A 24,630-nucleotide genomic window follows, 5' to 3' on the forward strand; every position below is an offset into this window, starting at 1 on the left:
TGTGTCAGTCGATGTGTCAGTGGATGCGTCAGTGGATGCGTCAGTCGATACTTCTGATACAACAGCCTGATTATCACTGTTTTGCATCATTTCTTTATTATCGTCAGAGCTACCACACCCCACTAATGTCATTCCAATCAACGTATATAAAAATAAGTTTTTCTTGAACGGGATCATAATTTCTTCCATTTAATATCATGTTCAACAACGTACCCATTATAACAACACAAAAGCGATGTAAAAAAACAAATTATTTTAATTTTATAAAACGCCAAAAAATCAAATAAAAAATGGCCTTAAAAAAGGTGAAAGTATGTTGCTTTTATTGTGTAATTTACAATTGCAGCATCAAGTGCATCATTCGAAAAAATCAGCCGTATAACGTAGATTATGAACCATGGCTATCGGCAACTTAAAATCGAAACACTTTTGCTTCTTTTCATGATAGCACTTTATATTTGATTTATATCGTTATCCTTTACAGTCCTTGAGTCTGTTTCTATACGAGAGTACTGAGGTAATAGTCCTATTAAGCATTCATTTAGTCCTTGCGTCTATGAAGCATAAAAGGTGATAAAAAAATTATCATTTATTTGCCATCTACTCATTTTTCACAACAGCACAAAAAACAAGTTATTGAAATTTAAAATCTTTTATATATATCGCACTTAAAACCTGAATTCAGATCGGGTATCTAGATCTGATTTTCATGTGACCAAAACAAACTTTTTTAGCCAGATACTTGATTAACTTAGTTAGAAATAAATCAGACCAGAATGACTAAACGAAAACATAAAGAATAGCCGTCTTTATTCATTAAAAAATAATAAAAAAATAAGTGAATATTTAACCAAAAAAATCGCTTCCGGCAATAAAACCAGCAAAAAAAATTTAATTGCCCCGTTAGTTATTAACACACTAAATTAATGATTAACTTCCACACCCACTGTCATAAAAAACGATTCTAATAAATGAATTACAAACCTAAAATCCACCCATTATTTTAGATTTATAAAGCCTTGTTTCATAAACAATTTAACAACCACCTCCTTGTATTTTTAGGCCAAAGAAAACAATGAAAACCAAGCTAATATAAACAAGAAAATTAAAAAACCTCCTGCCTTAGCTCAGATATTAATACAACGTGTAAATATTATTATTTAGCTCGACAACGAGGCTATTCAACAATAACAAACCGCCGAAGAACACGGCGTACGTGGCAGTTTAAATTAGACATTATCCTTAATTTCTCTGTACTAAATACCCAGATAGCCTGGTAGTTTTTGCCCAGAATGCGACTGCAAAGCAGCTCTTATCCAAATTAATAACTATTCTTGCTTATATAGTGCACAAGAGATCGAGCTTGGTGTCGCGCTGCCACCACTGCCTTGACTAAATACTGGCACAACATCAAAGTTTCTATAGTGAATATACTGGATTTCCGTGATTCGCGCTTGCTCAAGGGCTTGCTGCCTAACCTGTTCACACTCATCTGCTTCCACTTGATCGAGTGAAGCCATGCTGTATGCACAGCTATGCTCTACACCTTGGTTATCAACGCCACTCACCTCAAAATAGGCGCTGGATTGTGCACTATCACGCTGATAACGCAGCTTTGTTTCACCGGCGCTGAAGGCGGTTGGTAGTACATCAGTATTCGTTAAGTTATTTCCGAAGATAGAACTCACGACAAACTGCCCCTGTTCAGGCTTGATATTCATATGCATTAATAGTGAGTCATTTTGTTCTTTCGCGTAGCAAACTACAGAATGTTCGCTCGTCTGTTGCATACATTGAACCCAGTTTGATACCGCATTATCACTCGCCACTTGGATCAGCGAGTGCGCGGCACGACTGACTCGATATGACTTATTCTCAACTGAGCAATGTGCTTCTTTCCATGCCTCCACAGTACTAATACCACCATCAGCAGACAAAGTATTTACGATGTCTTGCTGTAACTGTGTGCCAATATCACCTTGAGCACTACATAACCAATTAATGAGTGAAGCCTTTGATGTTAAATCCTCTGAGCCTTGAAAATCAGCATGTACAGCGCTTGCCATGTCTACATTGCAACGCTTATAAGTCAAGTACTCTCTCGCTTTTGGACTAATAGCAGCTTTCACTGCAAGGCTAAATGAAGCTCTCGCTTTACCTCCTTTATCGTCGGTAACAACCAGCTCAAACTCTAAAGTGGTATCCTCTGCAAGTACTGGGGCACTGAATGACGCATTTGCTTGATCTTTATCTCGAATCGTAACGCCATAGCCTGACTTTTGTGACCATTGATAACTCACAATATGCCCATCAGAGTCTGTACTTGAGCTAACCAAGCGAACTTCGGCACCTGAACTTATGGAATCTGGTGCAGAAATAGCTGCATTAGGTAGCTTATTTTCAATCACCTGAACAGCTCGTTTTATTTTTATGTAAATCGTTTCTGTCGCTTTGCCACCTTTATCATCTGTAACAATAAGCTCAAATTCTAAGGTGACATCAGTATCCAAAACCGGCGCTGTAAAAGAAGCGTTCGCTTGGTCTTTATCTCTAATCGTCACGCCAACCCCTGACTTTTGCAACCATTGATAGCTGGTAATGCTTCCATCTGTATCACTGGCAGAACCTAAAAGGCGTACTTCTGCTCCGGACTCTACGTCAGCAACAGAGTTTATTGTAACATTGGGCATTTTATTTTTATCACCCGTAGACGTGCTACTTGATGAACTACTGCCACCGCCACACGCGGACAAGAAGGTGATAAGAGCAGTAGCAATGAGAGTGTGCTTAAATGAAAGGCATTTTCTAGAATTTACAAAAGTCATGACAGCCAAATCTCCTAGTGGCTTTAAACAACATGCTCGAACAAACCTTGGTTCAAATAAACCGTACTGGCCGAGCAAATATATTCCTTTGTCTCCAATTCTAATACACAAGGTAATTACATTCAATTCACAAAGTACTTGTATTCAAATTAAACCTACTTACGCTCACTTCCATCACATAAAAACATACGTTCGCCCACACCTTATAATTCAAGCGCATATATGTGTTCTATTTCGTATCATTTTTTCAGGCGAGTGTCTGGCTGTTAAACCGAGTGGCTTTACGTATGGTGATTGGGGCCCGATCGTGTTGATTGCGTGAGCAATTTCTACGCGTATCTAGTCTAGAGTAAATACGACAAACTTAAGATGACTAATTGTAGGCTAAATATAAAAACCACTACTTTTGAGAGAAAACAAAAAACCCGGCAATCGCCGGGTTTTTTAATTCAGTAAGAAGTATTAATTACTTCTTTTTAACTGCTTTTTTGTTTGGAAGGTCAGTGATTGACCCTTCGAAGATTTCAGCAGCTAGACCGATTGACTCGTTCAGTGTTGGGTGAGCGTGGATAGTCAGTGCCACGTCTTCTGCGTCTGCACCCATCTCTACCGCTAGGCCGATCTCACCAAGCATTTCACCTGCGTTGATACCAACCATTGCACCACCGATAACACGGCCTGACTCTTTATCAAAGATAAGCTTAGTTTGACCTTCAGTACGTGCTGAAGCAATTGCACGGCCAGATGCTGCCCACGGGAATACCGCAGTTTCAATCTTAAGACCTTGCTCTTTCGCTTCTTTCTCAGTTACACCAACCCATGCAATTTCTGGATCTGTGTAAGCGATTGAAGGGATACACTTAGGATCGAAGTAGTGCTTCTTACCAGAGATAACTTCTGCAGCAACGTGTGCTTCATGTACCGCTTTGTGCGCAAGCATAGGCTGACCAACGATGTCACCAATCGCGAAGATATGGTCAACGTTCGTTTTCATTTGCTTGTCAGTGTTGATGAAGCCACGCTCGTCAACAGCAACGCCCGCTTTGTCAGCGTCAAGTAGCTTACCATTTGGTGTACGACCAACAGCAACCAATACTTTGTCGTAACGTACTTGGCCTTCAGGTGCTTGCTTACCTTCGAATGAAACGTAGATACCGTCTTCTTTCGCTTCAACCGCAACTACTTTCGTAGAAAGCATTACGTTGAACTTGTTCTTAACGTACTTCTGGTAAACCTTGATGATGTCTTTGTCGGCAGCAGGTACTAGCTGATCAGCAAATTCAACAACGTCGATGTCTGAACCTAGTGCGCGGTAAACAGTACCCATCTCAAGACCGATGATACCACCACCTAGTACAAGTAGTTTGCCAGGTACGTCTTTAAGCTCAAGTGCACCAGTTGAATCAATGATACGCTCATCTTGTGGGATGAACGGAAGGCTTACAGGCTGTGAACCAGCTGCGATGATTGCGTTATCAAACGTCACTGTCTTAGTGCCGTCAGCGCCTTCAACTGCGATGGTGTTAGAACCTGTGAATTTACCGTAACCGTTAACTACGTTAACTTTACGCATTTTAGACATACCAGCTAGGCCGCCAGTAAGTTGACCGATGACAGACTCTTTCCAAGTACGGATTTTGTCTAAATCGATTTGTGGAGCACCGAAAGTTACACCGTGAGAAGCCATTTCAGCTGCATCGTCGATAACCTTAGCGACGTGAAGAAGTGCTTTTGAAGGAATACAACCTACGTTCAAGCAAACACCACCTAGGGTATCGCGAGATTCAATCAATGTAACATCTAAACCTAGGTCTGCTGCACGGAATGCTGCAGAGTAACCACCAGGACCACCGCCTAGTACAACAACTTGAGTTTTGATTTCGTTGCTCATGTTATTACCTTAACTATTATTCGAACGGGACTCTACTCAACTGAGTATCCGCACCCAATTTGCCTGCCGGTCGCCAAATTAGGGCAAATCCAACAGAGAGAGTTTTTGTGCGCGAAAGTGTATCATTCGCACTCACTAATGTCCCGTCCAATTATCAGACAGGACACTAAAAATACAACAAAACCGCACAACTTAGGTTGGGCGGTTTTGATTCACCTTACATCACTAGCTGACGAATATCGCTCAGGTAGTTTGCAAGTGTCACAGTAAAGCGTGCTGCAAGCGCCCCGTCAATTACACGGTGGTCGTATGAACAGCTTAGCGGCACCATTAAGCGCGGCTCAAACTCTTTACCATTCCATTTCGGCTTCATCTCAGACTTAGATACACCTAAGATGGCCACTTCTGGCGCATTCACGATTGGCGTGAATGACGTACCACCGATACCACCAAGGCTCGAGATTGTGAAACAACCGCCTTGCATGTCAGCAGCAGTCAGCTTACCGTCACGTGCTTTCTTAGACACTTCCATCAGTTCACGAGAAAGCTCGATGATGCCTTTTTTGTTCACATCTTTGAATACAGGAACAACCAAGCCATTTGGCGTATCAACCGCGACACCGATGTTCACGTATTTCTTCAGAATTAGGCTCTCACCGTCTTCTGATAGTGAAGAGTTAAACGTTGGGAACTCTTCAAGTGCTTTTGCGGCCGCTTTCATCACGAAGACCAATGGCGTGATTTTCACACCCATTTTCTTCTTCTCAGCGAGCACATTTTGCTCTTTACGGAACGCTTCTAGTGTCGTGATATCTGCTTCGTCAAACTGTGTAACATGAGGAATTTGTACCCAGTTACGGTGTAGGTTTGCGCCAGAGATCTTTTGAATACGAGATAGCTTCTTCTCTTCAACTTCACCAAACTTGCTGAAGTCTACTTTCGGCCAAGGAATTAGACCCAGCTCGCCACCACCGGTGTTGCCACCTTTAGATAGCTGGCCGGATTCAACTTGCTTCACCAGCTCTTTCACATAGTTTTGAACGTCTTCTTTAACAACACGGTTCTTACGACCGGTTGCTTTAACGCGCGCAAGGTTTACACCAAACTCACGTGCTAGACGACGTACAACTGGTGATGCGTGTGCGTACTGATCGTTCGCAACAAATTCATCTTTTTGTGCAGATGCAGGGGCTGCTGCCGGAGCAGGTTTTGCCGCAGGAGCCGCTGCTGGCGCTGCGGTTGGTGCCGGCGCAGCCACAGGTGCTGCTGCCGCTGGTGCACTGCCCGCTGTTTCAAATACGAAGATTAAAGAGCCTGTCGATACTTTATCGCCAGCATTTACTTTGATCTCTTTCACAGTACCTGCAAATGGTGCCGGTACTTCCATAGAAGCCTTATCGCCTTCTACAGTGATTAGAGACTGCTCTTCTTCGATTGAATCACCGACTGATACCATGATTTCAGTCACTTCAACTTCGTCACCGCCGATATCTGGTACGTGTACTTCTTTCGCTTCTGCTACCGCAGCTGGTGCCGCCGCTGGCGCAGGTGCTGCTTCAACAGGTGCCGCTGCTGGCGCACTGCCTGCAACTTCAAATACGAATACCAAAGAGCCTGTTGACACTTTACCGCCAACTTCTACTTTAATCTCTTTCACAGTACCTGCAAATGGTGCAGGTACTTCCATAGAAGCCTTATCGCCTTCTACGTTTAAGATTGACTGGTCAGCTTCAACTGCGTCGCCCACAGCAACCATGATCTCTGTGACTTCAACTTCGTCGCCACCGATATCTGGTACGTGTACTTCTTTAAGCTCTGCCGCAACAGGCGCCGCAGGTGCTGGCGCTGCAGCAGGAGCCGCAGGCGCTTGTGCCGCAGCAGGTGCTTCTGCACCGGCTGCGTCAAAAATCATAATCAAAGACCCTGTTGAAACTTTATCACCTTCAACAACTTTGATTTCTTTAACAGTACCCGCAGCGGCTGCTGGTACTTCCATTGAAGCCTTATCGCCTTCAACTGTGATCAATGACTGATCCACTTCAACCGTGTCACCTACGCTTACTAGGAGCTCGGTTACTTCAACCTCATCGGCACCAATATCTGGAACATGAATTTCAATTGACATGTTTTTGCCTCTTATGCGTAAAGTGGGTTAGCTTTTGTTGTGTCGATATCAAATTTCTTGATAGCGTCAGCAACAACTGATTTTTCAACCTTGCCCTGTTGAGCAAGTTCGTTAAGTGCAGCAACAACCACATAACCTGCGTTCACTTCGAAGTGACGACGTAGGTTTTCACGGCTGTCTGAACGACCGTAACCGTCAGTACCTAGCACCTTATAAGAGCTGCTTGGCATGAATGCGCGTACTTGATCTGCATAGTTCTTCATGTAGTCAGTCGCTGCAATCGCTGGAGACTCACCAAGTACAGTTGCAATGTAAGGTACTTTTGCATCCGCTTCAGGGTTAAGCATGTTGAAACGCTCTGCGTCTTGACCGTCACGTGCTAGCTCGTTGAATGACGTCACAGAGAATACATCTGAACCAATGCCGTACTCTTCGCTTAGGATTGCACCCGCTTTACGTACTTCGTTCAAGATTGTGCCTGAACCCATAAGTTGTACGTGTGCTTTCTCACCTGCGTTTGACTCAAGCTTGTAGATACCTTTACGGATGCCTTCTTCAGCGCCTTCAGGCATTGCTGGCTGGTGATAGTTTTCGTTCATCAGCGTTAGGTAGTAGAACACGTTTTCTTGCTCTGGACCGTACATACGACGAATACCATCTTGCAAGATAACCGCCACTTCAAATACGAACGTTGGGTCGTAAGAAATACAGTTAGGAATCGTACCCGCTTGAATGTGCGAGTGACCATCTTCGTGCTGTAGACCTTCACCGTTTAGCGTTGTACGACCTGCTGTAGCACCTAATAGGAAACCACGTGCTTGTTGGTCACCCGCCATCCACGCCATGTCGCCAACACGTTGGAAACCGAACATAGAGTAGTAAATGTAGAATGGGATCATCGGCAGGTCATTTGTGCTGTATGATGTTGCAGCAGCAACCCATGACGACATTGCACCTAGCTCGTTGATACCTTCTTGAAGTACCTGACCTGACGTTGCTTCTTTGTAGTAAGAAACGATGTCGCGGTCTTGAGGTGTGTAGTTCTGACCGTGTGGGTTATAAATACCGATTTGACGGAATAGACCTTCCATACCGAAAGTACGCGCTTCATCCGCAATGATTGGTACGATGTTTTTGCCAACACCCTTGTCTTTTAACAAGATGTTGAGTGCACGTACGTAACCCATTGTGGTTGAGATATCACGCTTTTGCTCTTCAAGTAGCGGCTTGAACTGCTCCAATTTTGGTAACTCAAGTGCTTGTGTGAAGTTAGGTAGACGCTGTGGCGTGTAACCGTGTAGCGCTTTACGGCGTGCGTGCAGGTATTCGTACTCTGCAGAGCCTTCTTTAAGCGTTAGGTATGGTAAGTTTGCAATTTCTTCGTCAGAAACCAGATCTTCTAGACCTAAACGTGAACGCAAGTGCTCAACGCTAGACATGTCCATTTTCTTAACTTGGTGCGCAATGTTTTTACCTTCCGCAGCTTCACCCATGCCGTAACCTTTTACCGTTTTAGCTAGGATAACTGTTGGACGACCTTTCTCATCTTGCGCCGCTTTATAAGCTGCGTAAAGTTTAGAGGTATCATGACCACCACGCTTAAGTGCGAAGATTTCATCATCTGTCATATCAGCAACCAGTGCTGCTGTCTCTGGGTAACGACCAAAGAAGTGCTCACGTACATACGCGCCATCTTTCGCTTTGTATGTCTGGTAGTCACCATCGATTGTTTCGTTCATCAGCTGTAATAGCTTACCCGTTGTGTCTTTTGCTAGTAGCGTATCCCAACCAGAACCCCAAACAACTTTGATGACATTCCAACCAGCCCCTTTAAATAGGCCTTCAAGTTCTTGAATGATCTTACCGTTACCCATTACTGGGCCGTCAAGACGCTGTAGGTTACAGTTGATCAGATAACATAGGTTATCTAGCTTCTCACGTGCTGCAAATGAGATTGCACCTCGTGATTCTGGCTCATCCATCTCACCATCACCTAGGAACGCGTATACGCGCTGCTCGTTAGTCTCTTTAAGACCACGACCTTCTAGGTACTTAAGGAAACGTGCTTGATAGATTGATGCGATTGGACCAAGACCCATAGATACTGTTGGGAATTGCCAGAACTCAGGCATCAATTTAGGGTGAGGGTATGAAGAAATACCTTTGCCGTCTACTTCTTGACGGAAGTTATCTAACTGCTCTTCAGTTAAACGACCCTCAAGGAATGCACGTGCGTAGATACCCGGTGAAATATGACCTTGGTAATAGACTAAATCACCACCATCCTTCTCGTTTGGCGCACGGAAGAAGTGGTTGAAACACATTTCATAAAATGCTGCTGAAGACTGGTAAGACGCCATGTGGCCGCCTAACTCTAGGTCTTTTTTAGACGCACGAAGTACGATCATGATCGCATTCCAACGTACGATAGAGCGGATACGGCGTTCAATCGTGGTATCACCAGGGTATGCTGGTTCTTGGCCTGCCGGAATGGTATTTACATAGTTTGTAGTAATACCTGTAGGCATGTCCACGCCATCTAGGCGGGCTTGCTCTAGCACTTGCTCAAGTAAGAATTGCGCACGTTCTACGCCTTCTTCTTTCACAACTGACTCAAGCGCTTGTAACCACTCTTGGGTTTCTAACGCGTCAACGTCAAACTTATTGACTTCAGACATATGGAGTGTTCCTTATGTTTTAAATGCAAATTTATTCAATGCGTCAATGACGCAATCAAGCATAATTGCTCGATTTTGCTTAAAAGACCGAATTTACCTAACTTATTGCTGCTTAGTGCGACGTAGACTCCGCTCAATGCGAGAGCGTTCTCTACCCGCTTCAAGTAATGCTTCTTCAATGAAAGCAAGGTGTGCGTTACTCGCAAGCCTTGCCTTTTCCGGATCCCCCTGGATCACGGCATCCATCAAAACCGCTCGGTGCTGTGCAAGCTGATCGCTCACACCTGACTTTTGCACCAATACGGTTAAATTCTGCAATACATTTTGCTCAAGTAACGTTTGCATTCCTCTCACAAGATGTAGTAACACCACATTATGTGACGCTTCTGCTACAGTGAAATGAAACGCATTGATTGCTTTGGCTTTTAGGGCTAAATCGTCCCCCACCTCAGCGATATTGTCATAGCTTTGCTTAACTTTATCCATGTCATTGTCTGTACCTCGAAGCGCAGCATAATATGCTGCGATGCCTTCTAGAGCATGACGGAATTCAAGTAAGTCAAACTGAGACTCAGGGTGTTTACTGATCAAATCAAACAGTGGATCAGTTAATCCTTCTTCTAGCTGGTTTTTAACGTACGTACCGCCACCTTGGCGACGCGTCACTAACCCTTTGGCTTCGAGTTTTTGAATCGCCTCTCTTAACGACGGGCGGGATACTTCAAACTGCTTAGCAAGCTCTCGTTCGGGAGGAAGCTTTTCACCAGGAAGCAATGATCCTTCTAAAATCATGTTTTCCAATTGCTCTAAAATCACATCCGAGAGTTTCGCAGCTTTAATCTTCAAAGACATTGATAACACGCCAGTTTGGGTTATATCCACCAGCTAAGTAAGAAGTCCCTACGTTACATCGTAAGTCTTTAAAACTTAGCAATATTTACTTAATCATTTAGTATATTGTGACCAGATAGGTAAATTGGTCATACCAAATTTGGACAATAAGTTATCAAAATCAAGCTCGGCTGTCAAAATTACACCTTTTCATCGCTTTTAATATCCTTTTTTTGACATCCATTCAGATTAAACTTTATACAATTAAAAATGATTGCAAAGAAAAATAAAAATGGTCAGACCAGAATAAAAAGATAACAGCGGAATTAAAATAAAATGACAATTACGAAAAAGGGGAGATAACAAAATAGGCCGGAGGGTTAAACTATGAATAGCAAGGAGAGGAAGTTGCCCTAATCAACGTCAAGGTGGACAACTTCTCTTAAAATTAACGACTTTACATAAATTATTCCCTCTTCTTCGCTTGTTATTATTTTTTAGCCATCATCTTAGTACCTTTTTAGGTACACATTTCCAGCCTGATTATGCACGAAGAAAGTTAGTTGACGGTACTGTCAGAAAATACAGGAGCTGTAATAAAGACCCCTTACAGATGGCAGCATCCGCTTGCTCTACTACCTTTGGTTTTCCATGAATGGCCACGCCTAAGTCAGCTGCCGCCATCATCACCAGATCATTGGCACCATCACCGATAGCAAGTGTTTGCCCTGAGCTTACCTTGTAACGCTCACGTAAGGTATTTAGTACTTCCGCTTTTTTCTCAGCATCTACAATGTCCCCAATCACTCGACCTGTAAGCTGTTGACCGTCGATTTCTAATGTATTGGCATACACATGATCCAATAGCAACTTATCCTGTAATGCTTCAGCAAACCAAGTGAACCCACCTGATGCAATCGCCAAACGCCAATTGTGCGCCTTTAACAACTCACATAGCGGCTCAATCCCCATCATTAATGGTAAATCATCTTTAAGCGGTGAGATCAAATCCAATTCTATCCCTTGTAATTTGGCTACCCGTTTATGCAAACTCTCACTGAAAGCTAATTTGCCAGCCATTGCTTCAGCGGTGACTGAAGACACGTCATCATACACATCAGCTAAACGGGCAATTTCATCAATACACTCAATTTCGATTGCTGTAGAGTCCATATCCATTACCAATAACCCGGGCATGTCTAGTTGAGGCAAGTTTGGGAGTATGGCACCTTGGCAGTCTAGCTTTTTTGCCGCCTGACGAATATCTGATTTGGGTAACTCACCAGCAGGTAGCCCTACTTTGATAGCCACGCCAATGGGTAAATCAGGATGAGCTCGATAGGCACAAACTGCATGCGTTGCGATATGAAGTGACGTCAACGCGTCTAAAAATATCTTAAGTGTCTCGCCTGTGACATGCGCACCAAATAAAACAATATAATGTGCGGCCTTCCCTACGAACATCTCCCCTTTCTCTGCTTGGGCATTTTCAAATTCATACCACTTTGATAAGGTAAGTTGATTTTCAACAGGGCGGACATCAAGTTGGTCGACATCTATCTTATTTTGCATTGGCATTGAGCACTCCTCATATCGGTATACGCTCTTTTTAACATCTAATGAAAATAATGTCAGCCAACAAGCTGTAACTATGAAAAATACACAAGCAAACACTTTTTTAAAGTCATCAAAAAGTAAACGATTGCTGAGGCTAATTATTGCTGCGGGCTGTTTACTTGCACTATTGTGGATTGCGACCAATACCAGTTTCCGTTCCCATCAGTTACTGCATACTAACGCCAATCACACAGGACAAAGTCTGATAAAACAGTTTGCGCTCAATGTAGTAGAACCACTGACCCGTATGGATACACCTAGACTCCGAATGTTAAGTAATCATTTAGCCAGTGATGAATACGTACTATCAGTCGCAATCTACAATCAAAAAGGGCAATTTATAATTGGTAATGATGGCATAACACAAGCTCCTGAATTTAGTGGACTACCGGATGGCCTTGCAGGGATAAACCCAAGTAAAGATGCCATTGTGAGTAAAATTGAAGATAATGAACGTACTATCGGCTTTGTTAGTATCGAGTACTTGACAGACGCAGCGATGAGTGAAAGTCACAAACACTTTCATCAGCTAGGGCGGATTGTGTTGTTGATGCTCATTATTGTTGGCGTTTTTACTTGGCAAATTGGCCGAGCGCTAACACGACGCGATGTCAAGAAACACATTATCCAAGACGAACAAAAACAGAATATAAACAACCGGGAGTAAGTCGATATCAGCTAGTATGCTAACTATCAACCCAATGAAGTTAAATTAAAAACACGGCATGTCGTCGCGTACAATGTTTGGGCAACTTCTGTTTCAGGCTCACTTCTCAGCTGGCATACCTGAGCGAAAATATCAATCAAACGAACAGGCACATTGATCTGGCCTTGGCAGCCCAGAACCGGCATCGATGGTGCATCCGTTTCTAAGACAAAACTTGATAGCGGCAAGCGACTCACAACTTCTCGAGTCTTTTTAGCCCGCGGATAAGTAATGGTGCCACCTAACCCCAACTTGAAGCCTAACTTGACATAGTACTCAGCTTGTTGCAATGAGCCTGAAAACGCATGGATCACGCCACCGAATTGAGGTGATATTTGCTTAAAAGCCTGAGCAATTAAATGGTGGCTTTGACGGTGATGAACGATCATCGGCAAACCTAAGCGATTCGCCAATGTAATATGTGATTTGAATAGTGCTTGTTGTAACGCTAAATCACCGCACTGACTATCTATGCCACATTCACCGATGGCGACCAACTTTCCTCTATGTTGCTCAGCTAAATCAGCCAGCTGTGCCATCTCTTCACGGCTTTGCTCGGTGAGAAAATAAGGGTGTAAGCCAAATGCGATATGACAACTAGGGTGCTTTTTTCCAAACGCCAACAAACGCTTGCTTTGCGCCAATGATATACCTGGCACCACAAACTGTGTTATGCCAGACGCTGTCGCATCTGACATAAGCTCTGTTAAGTTACCTGTAAGCTCGTCAAAATCTAAGTGACAATGACTGTCTATAAAGCGCATTTACGGATTTAAACGCTCAATTGACCAGCTATCATCAGCTTGTTTTACGTACATAAAACGGTCATGTAGGCGATGCTCTCCCCCTTGCCAAAACTCAATCTTATGCGGTTCGACACAATACCCCCCCCAAAAGTCAGGTAGAGGAATGTCTCCCTTGGCAAACTTACTTTTCATGCCTTCAAAAGTTTGCATTAATGCCTGTCTAGATGACACGGGGCGAGATTGCTGAGATGCCCATGCCGCCAATTGGCTTTCTTTTGGACGAGACAAAAAGTATTTAGCAACCGCCGCTGTACTCAGTGGTTTTGCTTCACCATATACAATCACCTGACGCTCAATCGCATGCCACGGGAAGTGTAATGAAATTTTGTTATTTGCAGACAAGTCCTGTGCTTTTTTAGAACCCGTGTTGGTAAAAAATACAAACCCATTTTGATCTAGATTTTTTAGCAATACAATTCGTTGAGAAGGCTGACCTTCTTTATCAACCGTGGCGACCACCATCGCGGTTGGATCAGCACTGAATTTTGCCTCAACGGCTTGTTTCAACCAAATTTCAAACTGCTCAATGGGGTTATCTTGTAATGTCTCTCGGCGCAGTCCACCTTGTACATATTCTCTGCGGATGTCATCTAATTTCATCTTGGCGATTCCTTAGCATTTTTAAACAACTTCACTCTGTCACCAAAAGGAGTGATATGTAAATAAAAAGCCGCCTTAAATGGCGGCTTTTTAGCATTAAAAGTACTCGAACTTACATTTGTTCCATCACTTCAATGCCCAATAAATCTAAGCCAGTGTGCAGTGTTTTAGCCACTAGGTTACATAGAACCAAACGACTTTCACGCGCTTGCTCGGTTACATCGTCTTTCAGGATAGGACATGCCTCATAGAAAGACATATATAAACTCGCTAGTTCATATAAGTAACCACATAATACGTGTGGTGTCGCTTCATTGATCATCAGATCAAGCACTTCTTCTAATTGTAACAGCTTCAGTGCGAGTGCTTTTTCTTGTGGCTCTGTTATTACGATATTACCAGCGAGAGTCTGACTATCTACATTCGCTTTACGGAAGATACTCTTAACACGCGTGTATGCATACTGAAGGTAAGGGGCTGTTGCTCCCTCAAAACTCAGCATTGTATCCCAGTTAAAGATGTAGTCACTGGTACGGTGCTTTGATAAATCAGCATATTTAACCGCGCCAATACCCACTTTATGTGCGATCTCCGCACGAGCTTCTTCTGACAGTTCAGACGCTCGCTCAGCCAATTTATCAGACGCTCGGCCAACCGCTTCGTCCAACAAGTCTGCAAGTTTAATCGTACCACCAGTACGGGTTTTAAATGGTTTACCATCATCTCCCATCATGGTACCGAATAAGCTTGGTTCATAGCTGGTTTTGTCTTGCAACAAACCGGCTTTACGCGCAGTGATCTCTACTTGATTAAAGTGCAGACCTTGACGCGCATCAACAAAAATCAAAATACGGTCAACATCTAGCTCGTTTGAGCGATAATCACACGCCGCTAAGTCTGTGGTAGAATATAAGAAGCCGCCACCTGACTTTTGTACGATGAACACCGATGGCTCACCATCTTTATTTGCCAATTCATCAAGGAAAACCACTTGTGCACCTTGATCTTCTACTGCAATGCCTTTTTCTTTAAGTAGTTCGGTCACACCACTAAGACGGTCGTTATATGCACTCTCTCCTTTGATGTCTTCACGACTAAGGGTTACGTTTAGCTTTTGGTAAACTTCTTCAGAGTGTTTTACTGAGGTATCGATGAATAACTGCCACAATTTTTCACAGTGCGCATCTCCCCCTTGTAATTTCACAACATAGTCACGGGCTTTATCAGCAAAACCGTCTTCATCATCAAAACGCTTTTTCGCATCACGATAAAAGCTCTCTAAATCAGCCAGTGCCACCGATTCAAGATCAATACCTTGCTCAAGTAAATCTTCAAGGTGCGCGATCAACATACCAAACTGCGTTCCCCAGTCACCCATATGGTTTTGACGGATCACGTTATCACCACGAAACTCAAGGGCACGCACAACAGCATCACCAATGATGGTCGAACGTAGATGACCCACGTGCATTTCTTTTGCAAGGTTTGGTGATGAGTAATCAACAATGACTTTATGTGGTGTCGTGTGCTCTGCGACACCTAATTTAGCGTCTTGATTTGCCGCTTCTAAGCTTGATGATAAAAACTCAGGCTTAAGGTGAATATTGATAAACCCTGGGCCTGCAATTTCAGTTTTTGCAGCAAGATCGGCAATATCTAAGTTGTCTATGATCTTTTGTGCAACTTCACGCGGATTCGTTTTTAATGCTTTTGCAGCGCCCATTGCGCCATTGATTTGATAATCACCAAATTGCGGGCGAGTAGATTGTGTAACCGCTGGGTTTGTGCCTTCTGGAATGCCCGCAGCTTGCATCGCCGCATTGGCTTTTTCAATTAATAGAGTTTTGATATTCATTATTTATCCTGTGATCCTTGCCAGCCATCAAACCAGCAAGGTTAAATTCGATTAAATTTAAGCGTTTATTAGTGTTCACGTGTATGGTGGAACTGAACATCAGGATAGCGTTCCATTGATAAGTTTAAATTTACACGGCTAGGTGCAATGTAAGTTAAGTTATCACCACCATCAAGGGCCAAGTTTGCTTCGCACTTGCGTTTAAACTCAGCCATCTTCTTATCGTCGTCACACGTCACCCAACGGGCTGTTTGTACCGCTACGCTTTCGTAAATTGCATCTACGTTATATTCAGCTTTTAGGCGCGCTACAACCACATCAAACTGAAGCACCCCCACCGCACCTACGATTAAGCTGTTATTTTGTAGTGGTCTAAATACCTGTACCGCACCTTCTTCTGACAGCTGTACTAAGCCTTTTAACAACTGCTTTTGTTTAAGCGGATCTTTTAAACGAATGCTACGGAATAGTTCTGGCGCGAAATTTGGAATACCACTGAATTTCAGCTTCTCACCTTGCGTGAAGGTATCACCGATTTGGATTGTACCGTGATTATGTAAGCCAATGATGTCGCCAGCATATGCCTCTTGAGCACGCTCACGGTCACCCGCCATAAAGGTTACCGCGTCGGAGATACTGACTTTTTTGCCAATACGTACGTGGTCCATCTTCATACCTTGCGTATATTTACCCGATACAATACGCATAAACGCAATGCGGTCACGGTGTTTAGGGTCCATATTCGCTTGAATTTTGAATACGAAGCCTGAGAACTTTTCTTCTTCAGCTTTGACTTCACGCTCTTCAGTTTGACGTGGCATTGGCGTTGGCGCCCACTCTGTTAAACCGTCAAGCATATGGTCAACACCAAAGTTACCTAATGCCGTACCAAAGTAAACAGGTGTTAGCTCACCCGATAAGAATAACTCATGATCAAACTCATTGGATGCACCGATCACCAGCTCTAGCTCTTCACGAAGCTGCTCGGCTAACTCATCACCGATTTCAGCATCTAGATCTGGATTATCTAAGCCCTTAATGATGCGCTTTTCTTGGATGGTGTGACCTTGACCCGTTGCATATAAAATCGTTTCGTCACGATGAATGTGGTACACACCTTTAAACTCTTTACCACAACCGATTGGCCAAGTGATAGGTGCACACATAATATTCAGTTCTGTTTCGACTTCGTCCATGACTTCCATTGGATCACGGATGTCACGGTCAAGCTTATTCATGAAAGTCACGATTGGCGTGTCACGTAAGCGAGTAACTTCCATTAATTTACGTGTTCTATCCTCAACACCTTTTGCCGCATCTATCACCATTAGACATGAGTCAACGGCTGTCAGTGTACGATAAGTATCTTCAGAGAAGTCTTCGTGTCCTGGGGTATCTAGTAGGTTTACCAATGCATCATTATACGGGAACTGCATCACTGAGGTTGTTACCGAGATACCACGCTCTTTTTCCATTTCCATCCAGTCAGATTTTGCGTGCTGATTTGAACCACGACCTTTTACCGTACCGGCTTTTTGTAACGCCTTTCCGAATAAAAGTACTTTCTCTGTAATGGTGGTTTTACCCGCATCCGGGTGAGAAATAATGGCAAAAGTACGGCGAAGCGATACTTCTTGCTGGATACTGTTGTTTGACATTGAAAACTCTACTTTTGGCTTATCTGAGTGTGACTATTAACTGATAACACTCGGCTGTGAACACATATCCGCATATTGTCTCTGATCCTGACTATTTTAACAACTTATCGGCGTATAATTTGCCGATAAACTGCCACATTCTTTACATTCAAGTGTGACGTTCACGGTTACCCATCCAATAACGCGAGTTTTACTCCCCTTACATGCCATGCTGCCATGTTTTGTTGCATTGGCTCTGTCCACTCCAGACAAAAAGCCACTATACAATTTTGCTTAAATTGTTAGGATAAGTGCTATCAACCAATAATAAAAAACAACCATGACACCAAAACTATTTTTAATTCCAAGGCCTAACCCTCACGCCACCATGCGCCTATTTTGCTTTCCATATGCTGGTGGATCGCCCACTATTTTCATGTCATGGCTAAGCAAGCTTCCCGCTCATATCGAAGTGGTATTAATTCAACTACCTGGGCGCAGTGCACGATTAATGGAAACGCCTTACAACAAAATGAGCCAAATAATTGAAGAGCTCATGCAGCACAGTGATTTCATTACACAAAAACCTTATGTGTTTTTTGGTCATAGCTTGGGAAGTCGAGTCGCCTATGAATTAACACTCACATTACACAAGCATCATTATACATTACCACTTCAATTAATTGCCTCAGGGAGTCGATCACCACATCTCAAAGGTCATAAGACACCGATTTATCATTTGCCTGAAGCCGAATTTATCGCGGAACTGCGAGCTCTAAATGGCACACCAAAAGAAGTACTTGATAATGCAGAACTCATGGAGCTATTTTTACCCTTACTAAGGGCCGATTTTGAAATCGCGGATTGCTACCAAGCAGAGCAATACCCATTGCCCACCCAAATCAATGTGTTATACGGCCACGATGATATCGACGTCACGCCTGAAATGGTCGATGCTTGGCAAAATTTATCTGCTTTACCCATCACCAAGCATGCATTCAATGGGGGACATTTCTTTATCAATACACACAGTGAGCAAGTGATAGCCACGGTTTCAAAACTGATTAATACAAATTAATATCTGCTCTTTCCAAAGGCCCTATTGGGCCTTTATGCCTACACCTCAAATTTGTGCATAATTCCCCCACCATGTAAACTAACTTTAATCTTAAGTCATAGACATGGGTACGGATTAACATTTACTATAGCGTAAATGATTAACATTCCCCCAATAAATGTAATCACACAAAGCGCAAAATTAGACTCGGTTGCTAAGTCGCATGAAAAGCAACACCTGTGCTATCTCATTGAGAAAAAAGGAAGACAATAAAGTGAGAAACATATTTGTTTTATCTGTGCTGACATTAGCACTCAGTGGCTGCAAAAGTTTAGTTGAAAAAGGGAACAACTTATTCGAAGCTGGTATGTTTAGCCAATCAGCTGAATATTATGAGCAAGCACTTAGCGAAGATCCTCATGACATTGAAGCACAAAAAGGTTTGATGCAGGCACGAAATAAAATTTTAGATAAAGGATTAATTGACGTACGAATGCTGCGTTTAGGGGGCAACCCAACCGGCGCCGCCATCAAATTAGAAACGCTGTTACGAAATCAAATCAAATGGCAAATAGAGCCATTTGGCCCGATTGCAAACACTCAAAATGAAGAAATCGACTATGCAACACACTGGTTGAAAGCCCGTGCAGAGCAGTTAGGCCAATCGCGTTTTCCCGATCAGTTTCGTTTTTTTGAACACCGTTATGCGTTTCTAATAAGCAACGCACAATTACATAACCAATTTTCGACTTACAAAGCCGCTTTACATAATAAAGCACACGCCAAGTGCACACGCCTGTCGACCAATGCAAACAACGTGCGATTTTTCTTACGCCAATTTACAGAGAAATACTGTATGGCTTGGGATCTGCCACAGAATTTCGAGCCGCTCTCTCACGATCCAAGTCGCTACTCAAGCATCACGCTTACCCCCAGGTTTAAAGTAAATTTACACCGCACTAGCCGACAGGCTAATTCACTGCATACTTTCTCTACCCAATTAAAACAAACCTTTAGAGAGAGCCTTTGGTATAGCCCAGTAGGCAAACAAACGTTTGAACTCAATTTTGACGCCAGCTTAGAGCACATTCGAGATGCAAAACTGGTAAATAGACAAACACATTTTACATTAGTTGAAGAAAAGCAAAGCAAAGTTGACCCTTCAAATACACTCGATGTAGAAGTGAAAAAAGCGTACAGCTATCCGGTGACTGAGTTCACTGAACAATTTAGCATTGATGCAAAATATGCCGGGACAGTCGCGCAACAACAAATAGAATTCCGTGTTGATGACAGCCTGACGCACTACACACAAAGTCATCAAGCAGACTTTCCACAACTTAATATCAAACCAATCAAAGCCACATTTTTAGATGTTGATACTAAACTGGATAAGCAACTCGATATCTTACAGCAAAATTTTAAAACACAATTAGAGCGTATTTGGACTGACACACATTGCAATGGTTTAATCGGTGCTCAATATGGTGAATATATTTTACGCTGTGGCAAAATAGCGCCAGACAATGAATTTGTAAACAGTTGGTTTAAAAAGCAATTTGGTTTAAATTACCTAGAAATGGCTGCACTGTACGCGCTTTAGCTGCCTTTATCTGCAAGGCAATAAGGCTTAACAATGGGCTTGCCTTGCAGATAAAATGGCGATGGTCGACCCTTTCGCAGCACTCGCCATAATGCGATTTTCAGTATTAGATGGGCCGCAACCTGTTTATGCGACCAAGATCCCTTAATTTCCTTCGGGATCTCTCCTGTTGCAAACTTACAAAATACACTGCCAACAGGCCGGCCTACCATCTTGTCTAAATCTTCTTCAATACAGTGATGTAATAGGCCAACCAATGGCCAACGCGCATTTAATGTATTCCCCAAAGGCGTATTGCAACATTTGGCAAACCAGCGATGCACACCGCCTCGAGTGACAGTTAAGCACCCGATTTCACTGTGTCCTTGGGTGATCGTTAGTTGCGAAGCGCTGACTTGGAAAACATCAGAGCCGCCATAAGCATTCAAAATGTGAGGCTGTTTTAAGTGCTTAACAAACGCCTGACAATCATCGCAATAACACACCACTCGATTGTGAAACAATTTGCTACCTATAGAGACATTCCCACGCACTTTTCCACATTGACATTTCATGTGTAAACACCGTTCCATCACGACTCCCCATTGATGATTGCATTGCGTAAGCCAGCTATGACTTTTTACCCTCTTATCCTAGCATTGTAAAATCAGACAATAAAATGCATATCTCTCTTGGACTCACTGCGGCTTCATGCTAGTTTGCTGCAAAACAAAATCAATTTAGGAATTACTATGCCAAAGGCCAGTGAAATAAAAAAACATGCTGCGATTGAATACAATGGTCGCGTTATGATCGTACGTGATATTGAACGTTCAGTACCTCAAGGTCGTGCTGGGGGTAGTCTTTACCGTATGCGTATGTACGATGTCGTCAATAATGGTAAAGTAGACGAAACATTTAAAGCGGAAGAAATGCTTAAACTAGCCGACCTAACGCGTCGCCCGGCAATGTTTTCCTATATTGATGGTGAAGAATACGTCTTTATGGATGAAGAGGACTACACACCTTACCACCTAAACAAAGAAGCCATTTCTGAACAAGTTTTATTTATCAACGAAGATACTAAAGGCCTATCTGTTGTCGTTGTAGAGGGTAGCCCTGTATCTGTCGATTTACCTTCAAGTGTTGAGCTTGTTATTGAAGAGACCGCACCGTCTATTAAAGGGGCCTCTGCCAGTGCGCGCACAAAACCAGCAACGCTGACAACCGGTCTAATCGTCCAAGTCCCTGAACATATCTCAACCGGTGATAAAATTAAAATCAACACCACAGAAGTTAAATTTATGAGTCGTGCAGACAGCTAATCTTGTTTGTGAAAATAAGCCGGGTATCCCGGCTTTTTTATTGCTTCCGCCACACATACCCAATCCTTTTCTCTGATTTATGTAATATCAGCTGTAATTAATACTTTGAATTGATGTTATTTTGTGACAATAATAAATGGAACGTTCCAAATAAAAACAATCAAGATAATGGGAGTTAATTATGAAACGGTTTGCACTGTGTGCTTTAGCACTGGCTATCCAATCAACATCAGTACACGCACATTCAGGACATACACACCAAAATATACAGACAACGGTACTGAACGAATGGCAGGACAAAACTAGCTATAAAAAGGGTCACCGAGTAACACACCAAGGGGCAATTTATCAAGCAAACTGGTGGACAGAAGGTGATACACCAGCCATCAATAAATCTGGTGCTTGGCAGTTTGTACAATTCATCAACAGTGAACTCAGCACACCAAACCCTTGGCTACATGCACAGGTTTATACAAAAGGGCAAATCGTTGCGTTTAAAGGAGAGTTGTATAAAGCAAAATGGTGGACATTGAATGAAGATCCTGATGTTAGCCAAGTGTGGGCCAAAATTGCGCACGACAAAAAGAACGATCCAATTTCACAAATGAGCCTGATAGGCAACAATATTACACTGAGTGAGCAAAAAGCAGAGTCTCCCGCAGGTGAAGCACTCAGTAATGCATTTGATGGCGACCCCCGCACAAAATATGTCACTCTTAAACCTCAGAGTTGGATACAAGTATCGTTAGAACAGCCACAAAGTCTGGCTAAATACCAATTGACCTCTGCCAATGATGCCCCAGGCAGAGATCCACATACTTGGACATTACAAGGTTCTAATGATGGTGAAAACTGGCAAATCATTGATACGCAAAATGACCAAGCTTTTGACAAGCGCTTTGAACAAAAGACTTACGTCGTCGACAATGCAAAACCTTATCAACACTATCGCTTCGATCTCACTCATAAAGGCACCGATGACTGGGGGTATGATTTACTTCAAATCGCCGAGATAGACTTATTTACCAACACACAACTTCCGATTGCTGGCATTAACAGTGAGACCAGTACCGTTTTTGTTGGAGAAGTATTAGAGCTAAAAGATGCTAGCCTCAATCAACCAAATAGCTTTGAATGGCAATTCGAACAAGGAACGCCGGCAACTAGTTTGGCACAAAACCCAGTGGTTACTTTTAACACCCCGGGTGTCAAAAATATCGAGCTTGTTTCTTACAACTGGCATGGCCGAAGCGAAGTCGTAAATCAAACAGTGAAGGTTGTCGATCCTGCCAACCCATGGCATGGGTTCGCCTATCCTGAAATTAAATTTGCTCATGAAGATACCGAAAGCGCAGGCTATAAACGCATTCACCGCCTATTCCCTGATTTAGAAAAAACCATCAATGATGTGACGTTAAAAGTAAATCAGTACCTTTATAAGCATTATGGCGAATCTCCTGAATTTGACTCAGTGACATTTAGCCTAAAGTGGATGGACACCCTTGCTTATCGCGCTGGCTCTGGCCGCAACATGGAAATCGCATTTAGCACAAAATACATCACCGAATCTTTGGCAAATGCAACTGACGAAGAAGTGATTTATGAATTATTGGGTGTCTTCTGGCATGAACTTGTGCATGGCTATCAACATTTTCCAACGGGACATATGGCGGATGGCAATGAAACACACGCGATTGTTGAGGGAATAGCCGATCTTGTAAGGATCCGCGCAGGCTTTCATGCGACAAGAAGCCCTTCCCCATCCAAAAACTGGTTAGGTGGTTACACCAATACAGGGTTTTTCCTATCTTGGATCCAAGATAACTATGACGATGACTTTACATATAAAATCAACCAAATGGTACTCACTAGCCAGCGTGAAGGTTGGGAGTGGACATTGGAAGAAGCGCTCAAACGTATCTTAAATCAAGATATCAATACACTATGGCAAAAGTATCAAGCAACTTTAGGGGCCGCATCGGAAGCGCCAGCGATTCCAGCTGACCAAATTAGTTTGGTTGAGTTAGGCACAGATATTACCGCCTCAGCACAGCCTGCGGATCCCATCTACGATGTAACAAAAGCAATCGATGGAGACCGTTACACAAAATACCTAACGATAAACGATCAATCAGAAATCACTTTTTCTACACATGGAACTGGTCAGTTAGTGGCTTATCGCTTAACCGTAGGTGATAACCAGCCGAGCCGAGATCCGAGTAGTTGGACACTATTCGGTTCCCAAGATGGGATCGCTTGGCAAGAGGTGGATGCACAGTCCAACCAAGTATTTAACCAAAGACTTGAAACGCGCGAATTTACCCTTGCGCCAACACAGCACTATCAGCATTTTCGCTTTAATTTTTTCAATAGTGGCCAGCAAAGTAATGGCGAGTCTTTATTTCAACTTGCTGAGATAGACTTGTTGGCTGATAAAGCCACGGTTGCGCTTCCCGTTACACTTGAGAATTTTGTATTGCTCGGCGGGCAAGCCAGTGCTGAGCATGAGGGCTTTAGCCAATGGGGAGAGGGCTATCAAAGCGCATTTGATGGTAATTTCGACAATAAATACGTCGCATTGACAGACACTGGTTGGTTACAATTTATCGCCAAACAACCTCATACGTTAAGTGCCTATAGCATAACCAGTGGTAACGATGCGCCCGAACGAGATCCAACAAATTGGTCGCTACAGGGCTCTAATGATGGTGTGCAATGGTATGCCATTGACACTCGCCAGTCAGAGCAATTTACCGAACGTAATCAAACGCGTACTTTTCGAGTAGATAACACGACGGCGTACTCACACTACCGTATCGATCTGACACACACAGCCACGGATGCCAACGGTAATAACCTGCTACAGCTTTCCGAAATAGCGTTGTATCACGCGAAGTAAACTAGATATTGGGCAAAGTAGCGATACTTTGCCCTCTTTACGATATATCAAAATAGGTAATCTCCCCTTCCTTTTTAAACTCAAACATCTGCTGACACAGCGCAAAAACTTGAGAAATTAGGCAAGCCATCATATGATCCAATATTGCACAATGAATGGATAATTTGACGGACGTTTAAAGCACATATGGATATCG

The 24,630-nt window shown here is 43.1% G+C and carries 16 protein-coding genes; 5 read left to right on the forward strand and 11 right to left on the reverse strand.

Features of this window, described 5'->3' with window-relative positions; translation table 11 throughout:
- Positions 1-1,328: 1,328 nt before the first annotated feature.
- The 6 genes from N473_RS19565 to serB form a co-directional block, all read right to left on the reverse strand.
- Positions 1,329-2,825, reverse strand: coding sequence for a PKD domain-containing protein (locus N473_RS19565; protein WP_063369387.1), 1,497 nt, complete (start codon positions 2,823-2,825; stop codon positions 1,329-1,331).
- Positions 2,826-3,291: 466 nt separating this feature from the next.
- On the reverse strand, positions 3,292-4,716 hold the full coding sequence (gene lpdA, locus N473_RS19575; protein ID WP_023400801.1) for a dihydrolipoyl dehydrogenase: 1,425 nt from the start codon (positions 4,714-4,716) through the stop codon (positions 3,292-3,294).
- A 217-nt stretch (positions 4,717-4,933) separates the two neighbouring features.
- A complete protein-coding gene (gene aceF, locus N473_RS19580) occupies positions 4,934-6,841 on the reverse strand; it encodes a pyruvate dehydrogenase complex dihydrolipoyllysine-residue acetyltransferase (protein ID WP_063369389.1) in 1,908 nt (635 codons plus the stop codon).
- Between the two features lie 11 nt (positions 6,842-6,852).
- Positions 6,853-9,519 carry a pyruvate dehydrogenase (acetyl-transferring), homodimeric type gene (aceE, locus tag N473_RS19585; RefSeq protein WP_063369390.1) on the reverse strand — a complete coding sequence of 889 codons (2,667 nt, stop codon included), beginning with the start codon at positions 9,517-9,519 and terminating at the stop codon, positions 6,853-6,855.
- A gap of 102 nt (positions 9,520-9,621) precedes the next feature.
- Entirely contained in the window at positions 9,622-10,371 is a 750-nt protein-coding gene (gene pdhR / locus N473_RS19590; RefSeq protein WP_063369391.1) for a pyruvate dehydrogenase complex transcriptional repressor PdhR, read from the reverse strand.
- A 522-nt stretch (positions 10,372-10,893) separates the two neighbouring features.
- Positions 10,894-11,928 (reverse strand): phosphoserine phosphatase SerB, encoded by a 1,035-nt coding sequence (gene serB, locus N473_RS19595; RefSeq protein ID WP_063369392.1) that lies wholly within the window; start codon positions 11,926-11,928, stop codon positions 10,894-10,896.
- A 73-nt stretch (positions 11,929-12,001) separates the two neighbouring features.
- Between serB and N473_RS19600 the strand changes: the two genes are divergently transcribed.
- Positions 12,002-12,634 carry an AhpA/YtjB family protein gene (locus N473_RS19600; RefSeq protein ID WP_063369393.1) on the forward strand — a complete coding sequence of 211 codons (633 nt, stop codon included), beginning with the start codon at positions 12,002-12,004 and terminating at the stop codon, positions 12,632-12,634.
- 26 nt (positions 12,635-12,660) lie between these two features.
- Here N473_RS19600 and N473_RS19605 read toward each other — a convergent pair whose 3' ends face one another.
- From N473_RS19605 to prfC, 4 genes are all read right to left on the reverse strand, one after another.
- Complete coding sequence (locus tag N473_RS19605) at positions 12,661-13,437, reverse strand: TatD family hydrolase (protein WP_063369394.1); 777 nt, start codon at positions 13,435-13,437, stop codon at positions 12,661-12,663.
- Positions 13,438-14,079, reverse strand: coding sequence for a pyridoxamine 5'-phosphate oxidase (gene pdxH / locus N473_RS19610; protein WP_063369395.1), 642 nt, complete (start codon positions 14,077-14,079; stop codon positions 13,438-13,440). It lies immediately after the preceding gene.
- Between the two features lie 112 nt (positions 14,080-14,191).
- The gene (argS, locus tag N473_RS19615) at positions 14,192-15,934 is read right to left on the reverse strand and encodes an arginine--tRNA ligase (RefSeq protein WP_063369396.1); all 1,743 of its coding nucleotides are present in this window, start codon (positions 15,932-15,934) and stop codon (positions 14,192-14,194) included.
- 68 nt (positions 15,935-16,002) lie between these two features.
- A complete protein-coding gene (prfC, locus tag N473_RS19620) occupies positions 16,003-17,592 on the reverse strand; it encodes a peptide chain release factor 3 (protein ID WP_063355724.1) in 1,590 nt (529 codons plus the stop codon).
- Positions 17,593-17,911: 319 nt separating this feature from the next.
- Between prfC and N473_RS19625 the strand changes: the two genes are divergently transcribed.
- Together N473_RS19625 and N473_RS19630 are read left to right on the forward strand one after the other, a co-directional pair.
- Positions 17,912-18,649, forward strand: a complete 738-nt coding sequence (locus N473_RS19625) for a thioesterase II family protein (RefSeq protein WP_063369397.1) — start codon at positions 17,912-17,914, stop codon at positions 18,647-18,649.
- A gap of 253 nt (positions 18,650-18,902) precedes the next feature.
- The gene (locus tag N473_RS19630) at positions 18,903-20,231 is read left to right on the forward strand and encodes a tetratricopeptide repeat protein (RefSeq protein WP_155735674.1); all 1,329 of its coding nucleotides are present in this window, start codon (positions 18,903-18,905) and stop codon (positions 20,229-20,231) included.
- On the opposite strand, the gene N473_RS19635 is transcribed toward N473_RS19630, so the two are convergent.
- A complete protein-coding gene (locus N473_RS19635; RefSeq protein ID WP_269202354.1) occupies positions 20,228-20,803 on the reverse strand; it encodes a DUF6151 family protein in 576 nt (191 codons plus the stop codon). The two genes, N473_RS19630 and N473_RS19635, sit on opposite strands and share 4 nt — an antisense overlap.
- 159 nt (positions 20,804-20,962) lie before the next feature.
- Here N473_RS19635 and yeiP point away from each other — a divergent pair, with 159 nt between their 5' ends.
- Together yeiP and N473_RS19645 are read left to right on the forward strand one after the other, a co-directional pair.
- Positions 20,963-21,535, forward strand: a complete 573-nt coding sequence (yeiP, locus tag N473_RS19640; RefSeq protein ID WP_039612087.1) for an elongation factor P-like protein YeiP — start codon at positions 20,963-20,965, stop codon at positions 21,533-21,535.
- Positions 21,536-21,716: 181 nt separating this feature from the next.
- Entirely contained in the window at positions 21,717-24,434 is a 2,718-nt protein-coding gene (locus tag N473_RS19645) for a basic secretory protein-like protein (protein ID WP_063369400.1), read from the forward strand.
- The last annotated feature ends 196 nt before the right edge of the window (positions 24,435-24,630 follow it).

Source organism: Pseudoalteromonas luteoviolacea CPMOR-1, assembly GCF_001625685.1.
GTDB classification, from domain to species: domain Bacteria; phylum Pseudomonadota; class Gammaproteobacteria; order Enterobacterales; family Alteromonadaceae; genus Pseudoalteromonas; species Pseudoalteromonas luteoviolacea_K.

Excerpts from the sequence above, each read along its gene's own strand:
- N473_RS19565 (WP_063369387.1), bottom strand. The coding sequence starts at position 2,825 with ATGACTTTTGTAAATTCTAGAAAATGCCTTTCATTTAAGCACACTCTC.
- lpdA (WP_023400801.1), bottom strand. The coding sequence starts at position 4,716 with ATGAGCAACGAAATCAAAACTCAAGTTGTTGTACTAGGCGGTGGTCCT.
- aceF (WP_063369389.1), bottom strand. The coding sequence starts at position 6,841 with ATGTCAATTGAAATTCATGTTCCAGATATTGGTGCCGATGAGGTTGAA.
- aceE (WP_063369390.1), bottom strand. The coding sequence starts at position 9,519 with ATGTCTGAAGTCAATAAGTTTGACGTTGACGCGTTAGAAACCCAAGAG.
- pdhR (WP_063369391.1), bottom strand. The coding sequence starts at position 10,371 with ATGTCTTTGAAGATTAAAGCTGCGAAACTCTCGGATGTGATTTTAGAG.
- serB (WP_063369392.1), bottom strand. The coding sequence starts at position 11,928 with ATGCCAATGCAAAATAAGATAGATGTCGACCAACTTGATGTCCGCCCT.
- N473_RS19600 (WP_063369393.1), top strand. The coding sequence starts at position 12,002 with ATGAAAAATACACAAGCAAACACTTTTTTAAAGTCATCAAAAAGTAAA.
- N473_RS19605 (WP_063369394.1), bottom strand. The coding sequence starts at position 13,437 with ATGCGCTTTATAGACAGTCATTGTCACTTAGATTTTGACGAGCTTACA.
- pdxH (WP_063369395.1), bottom strand. The coding sequence starts at position 14,079 with ATGAAATTAGATGACATCCGCAGAGAATATGTACAAGGTGGACTGCGC.
- argS (WP_063369396.1), bottom strand. The coding sequence starts at position 15,934 with ATGAATATCAAAACTCTATTAATTGAAAAAGCCAATGCGGCGATGCAA.
- prfC (WP_063355724.1), bottom strand. The coding sequence starts at position 17,592 with ATGTCAAACAACAGTATCCAGCAAGAAGTATCGCTTCGCCGTACTTTT.
- N473_RS19625 (WP_063369397.1), top strand. The coding sequence starts at position 17,912 with ATGACACCAAAACTATTTTTAATTCCAAGGCCTAACCCTCACGCCACC.
- N473_RS19635 (WP_269202354.1), bottom strand. The coding sequence starts at position 20,803 with ATGGAACGGTGTTTACACATGAAATGTCAATGTGGAAAAGTGCGTGGG.
- yeiP (WP_039612087.1), top strand. The coding sequence starts at position 20,963 with ATGCCAAAGGCCAGTGAAATAAAAAAACATGCTGCGATTGAATACAAT.
- N473_RS19645 (WP_063369400.1), top strand. The coding sequence starts at position 21,717 with ATGAAACGGTTTGCACTGTGTGCTTTAGCACTGGCTATCCAATCAACA.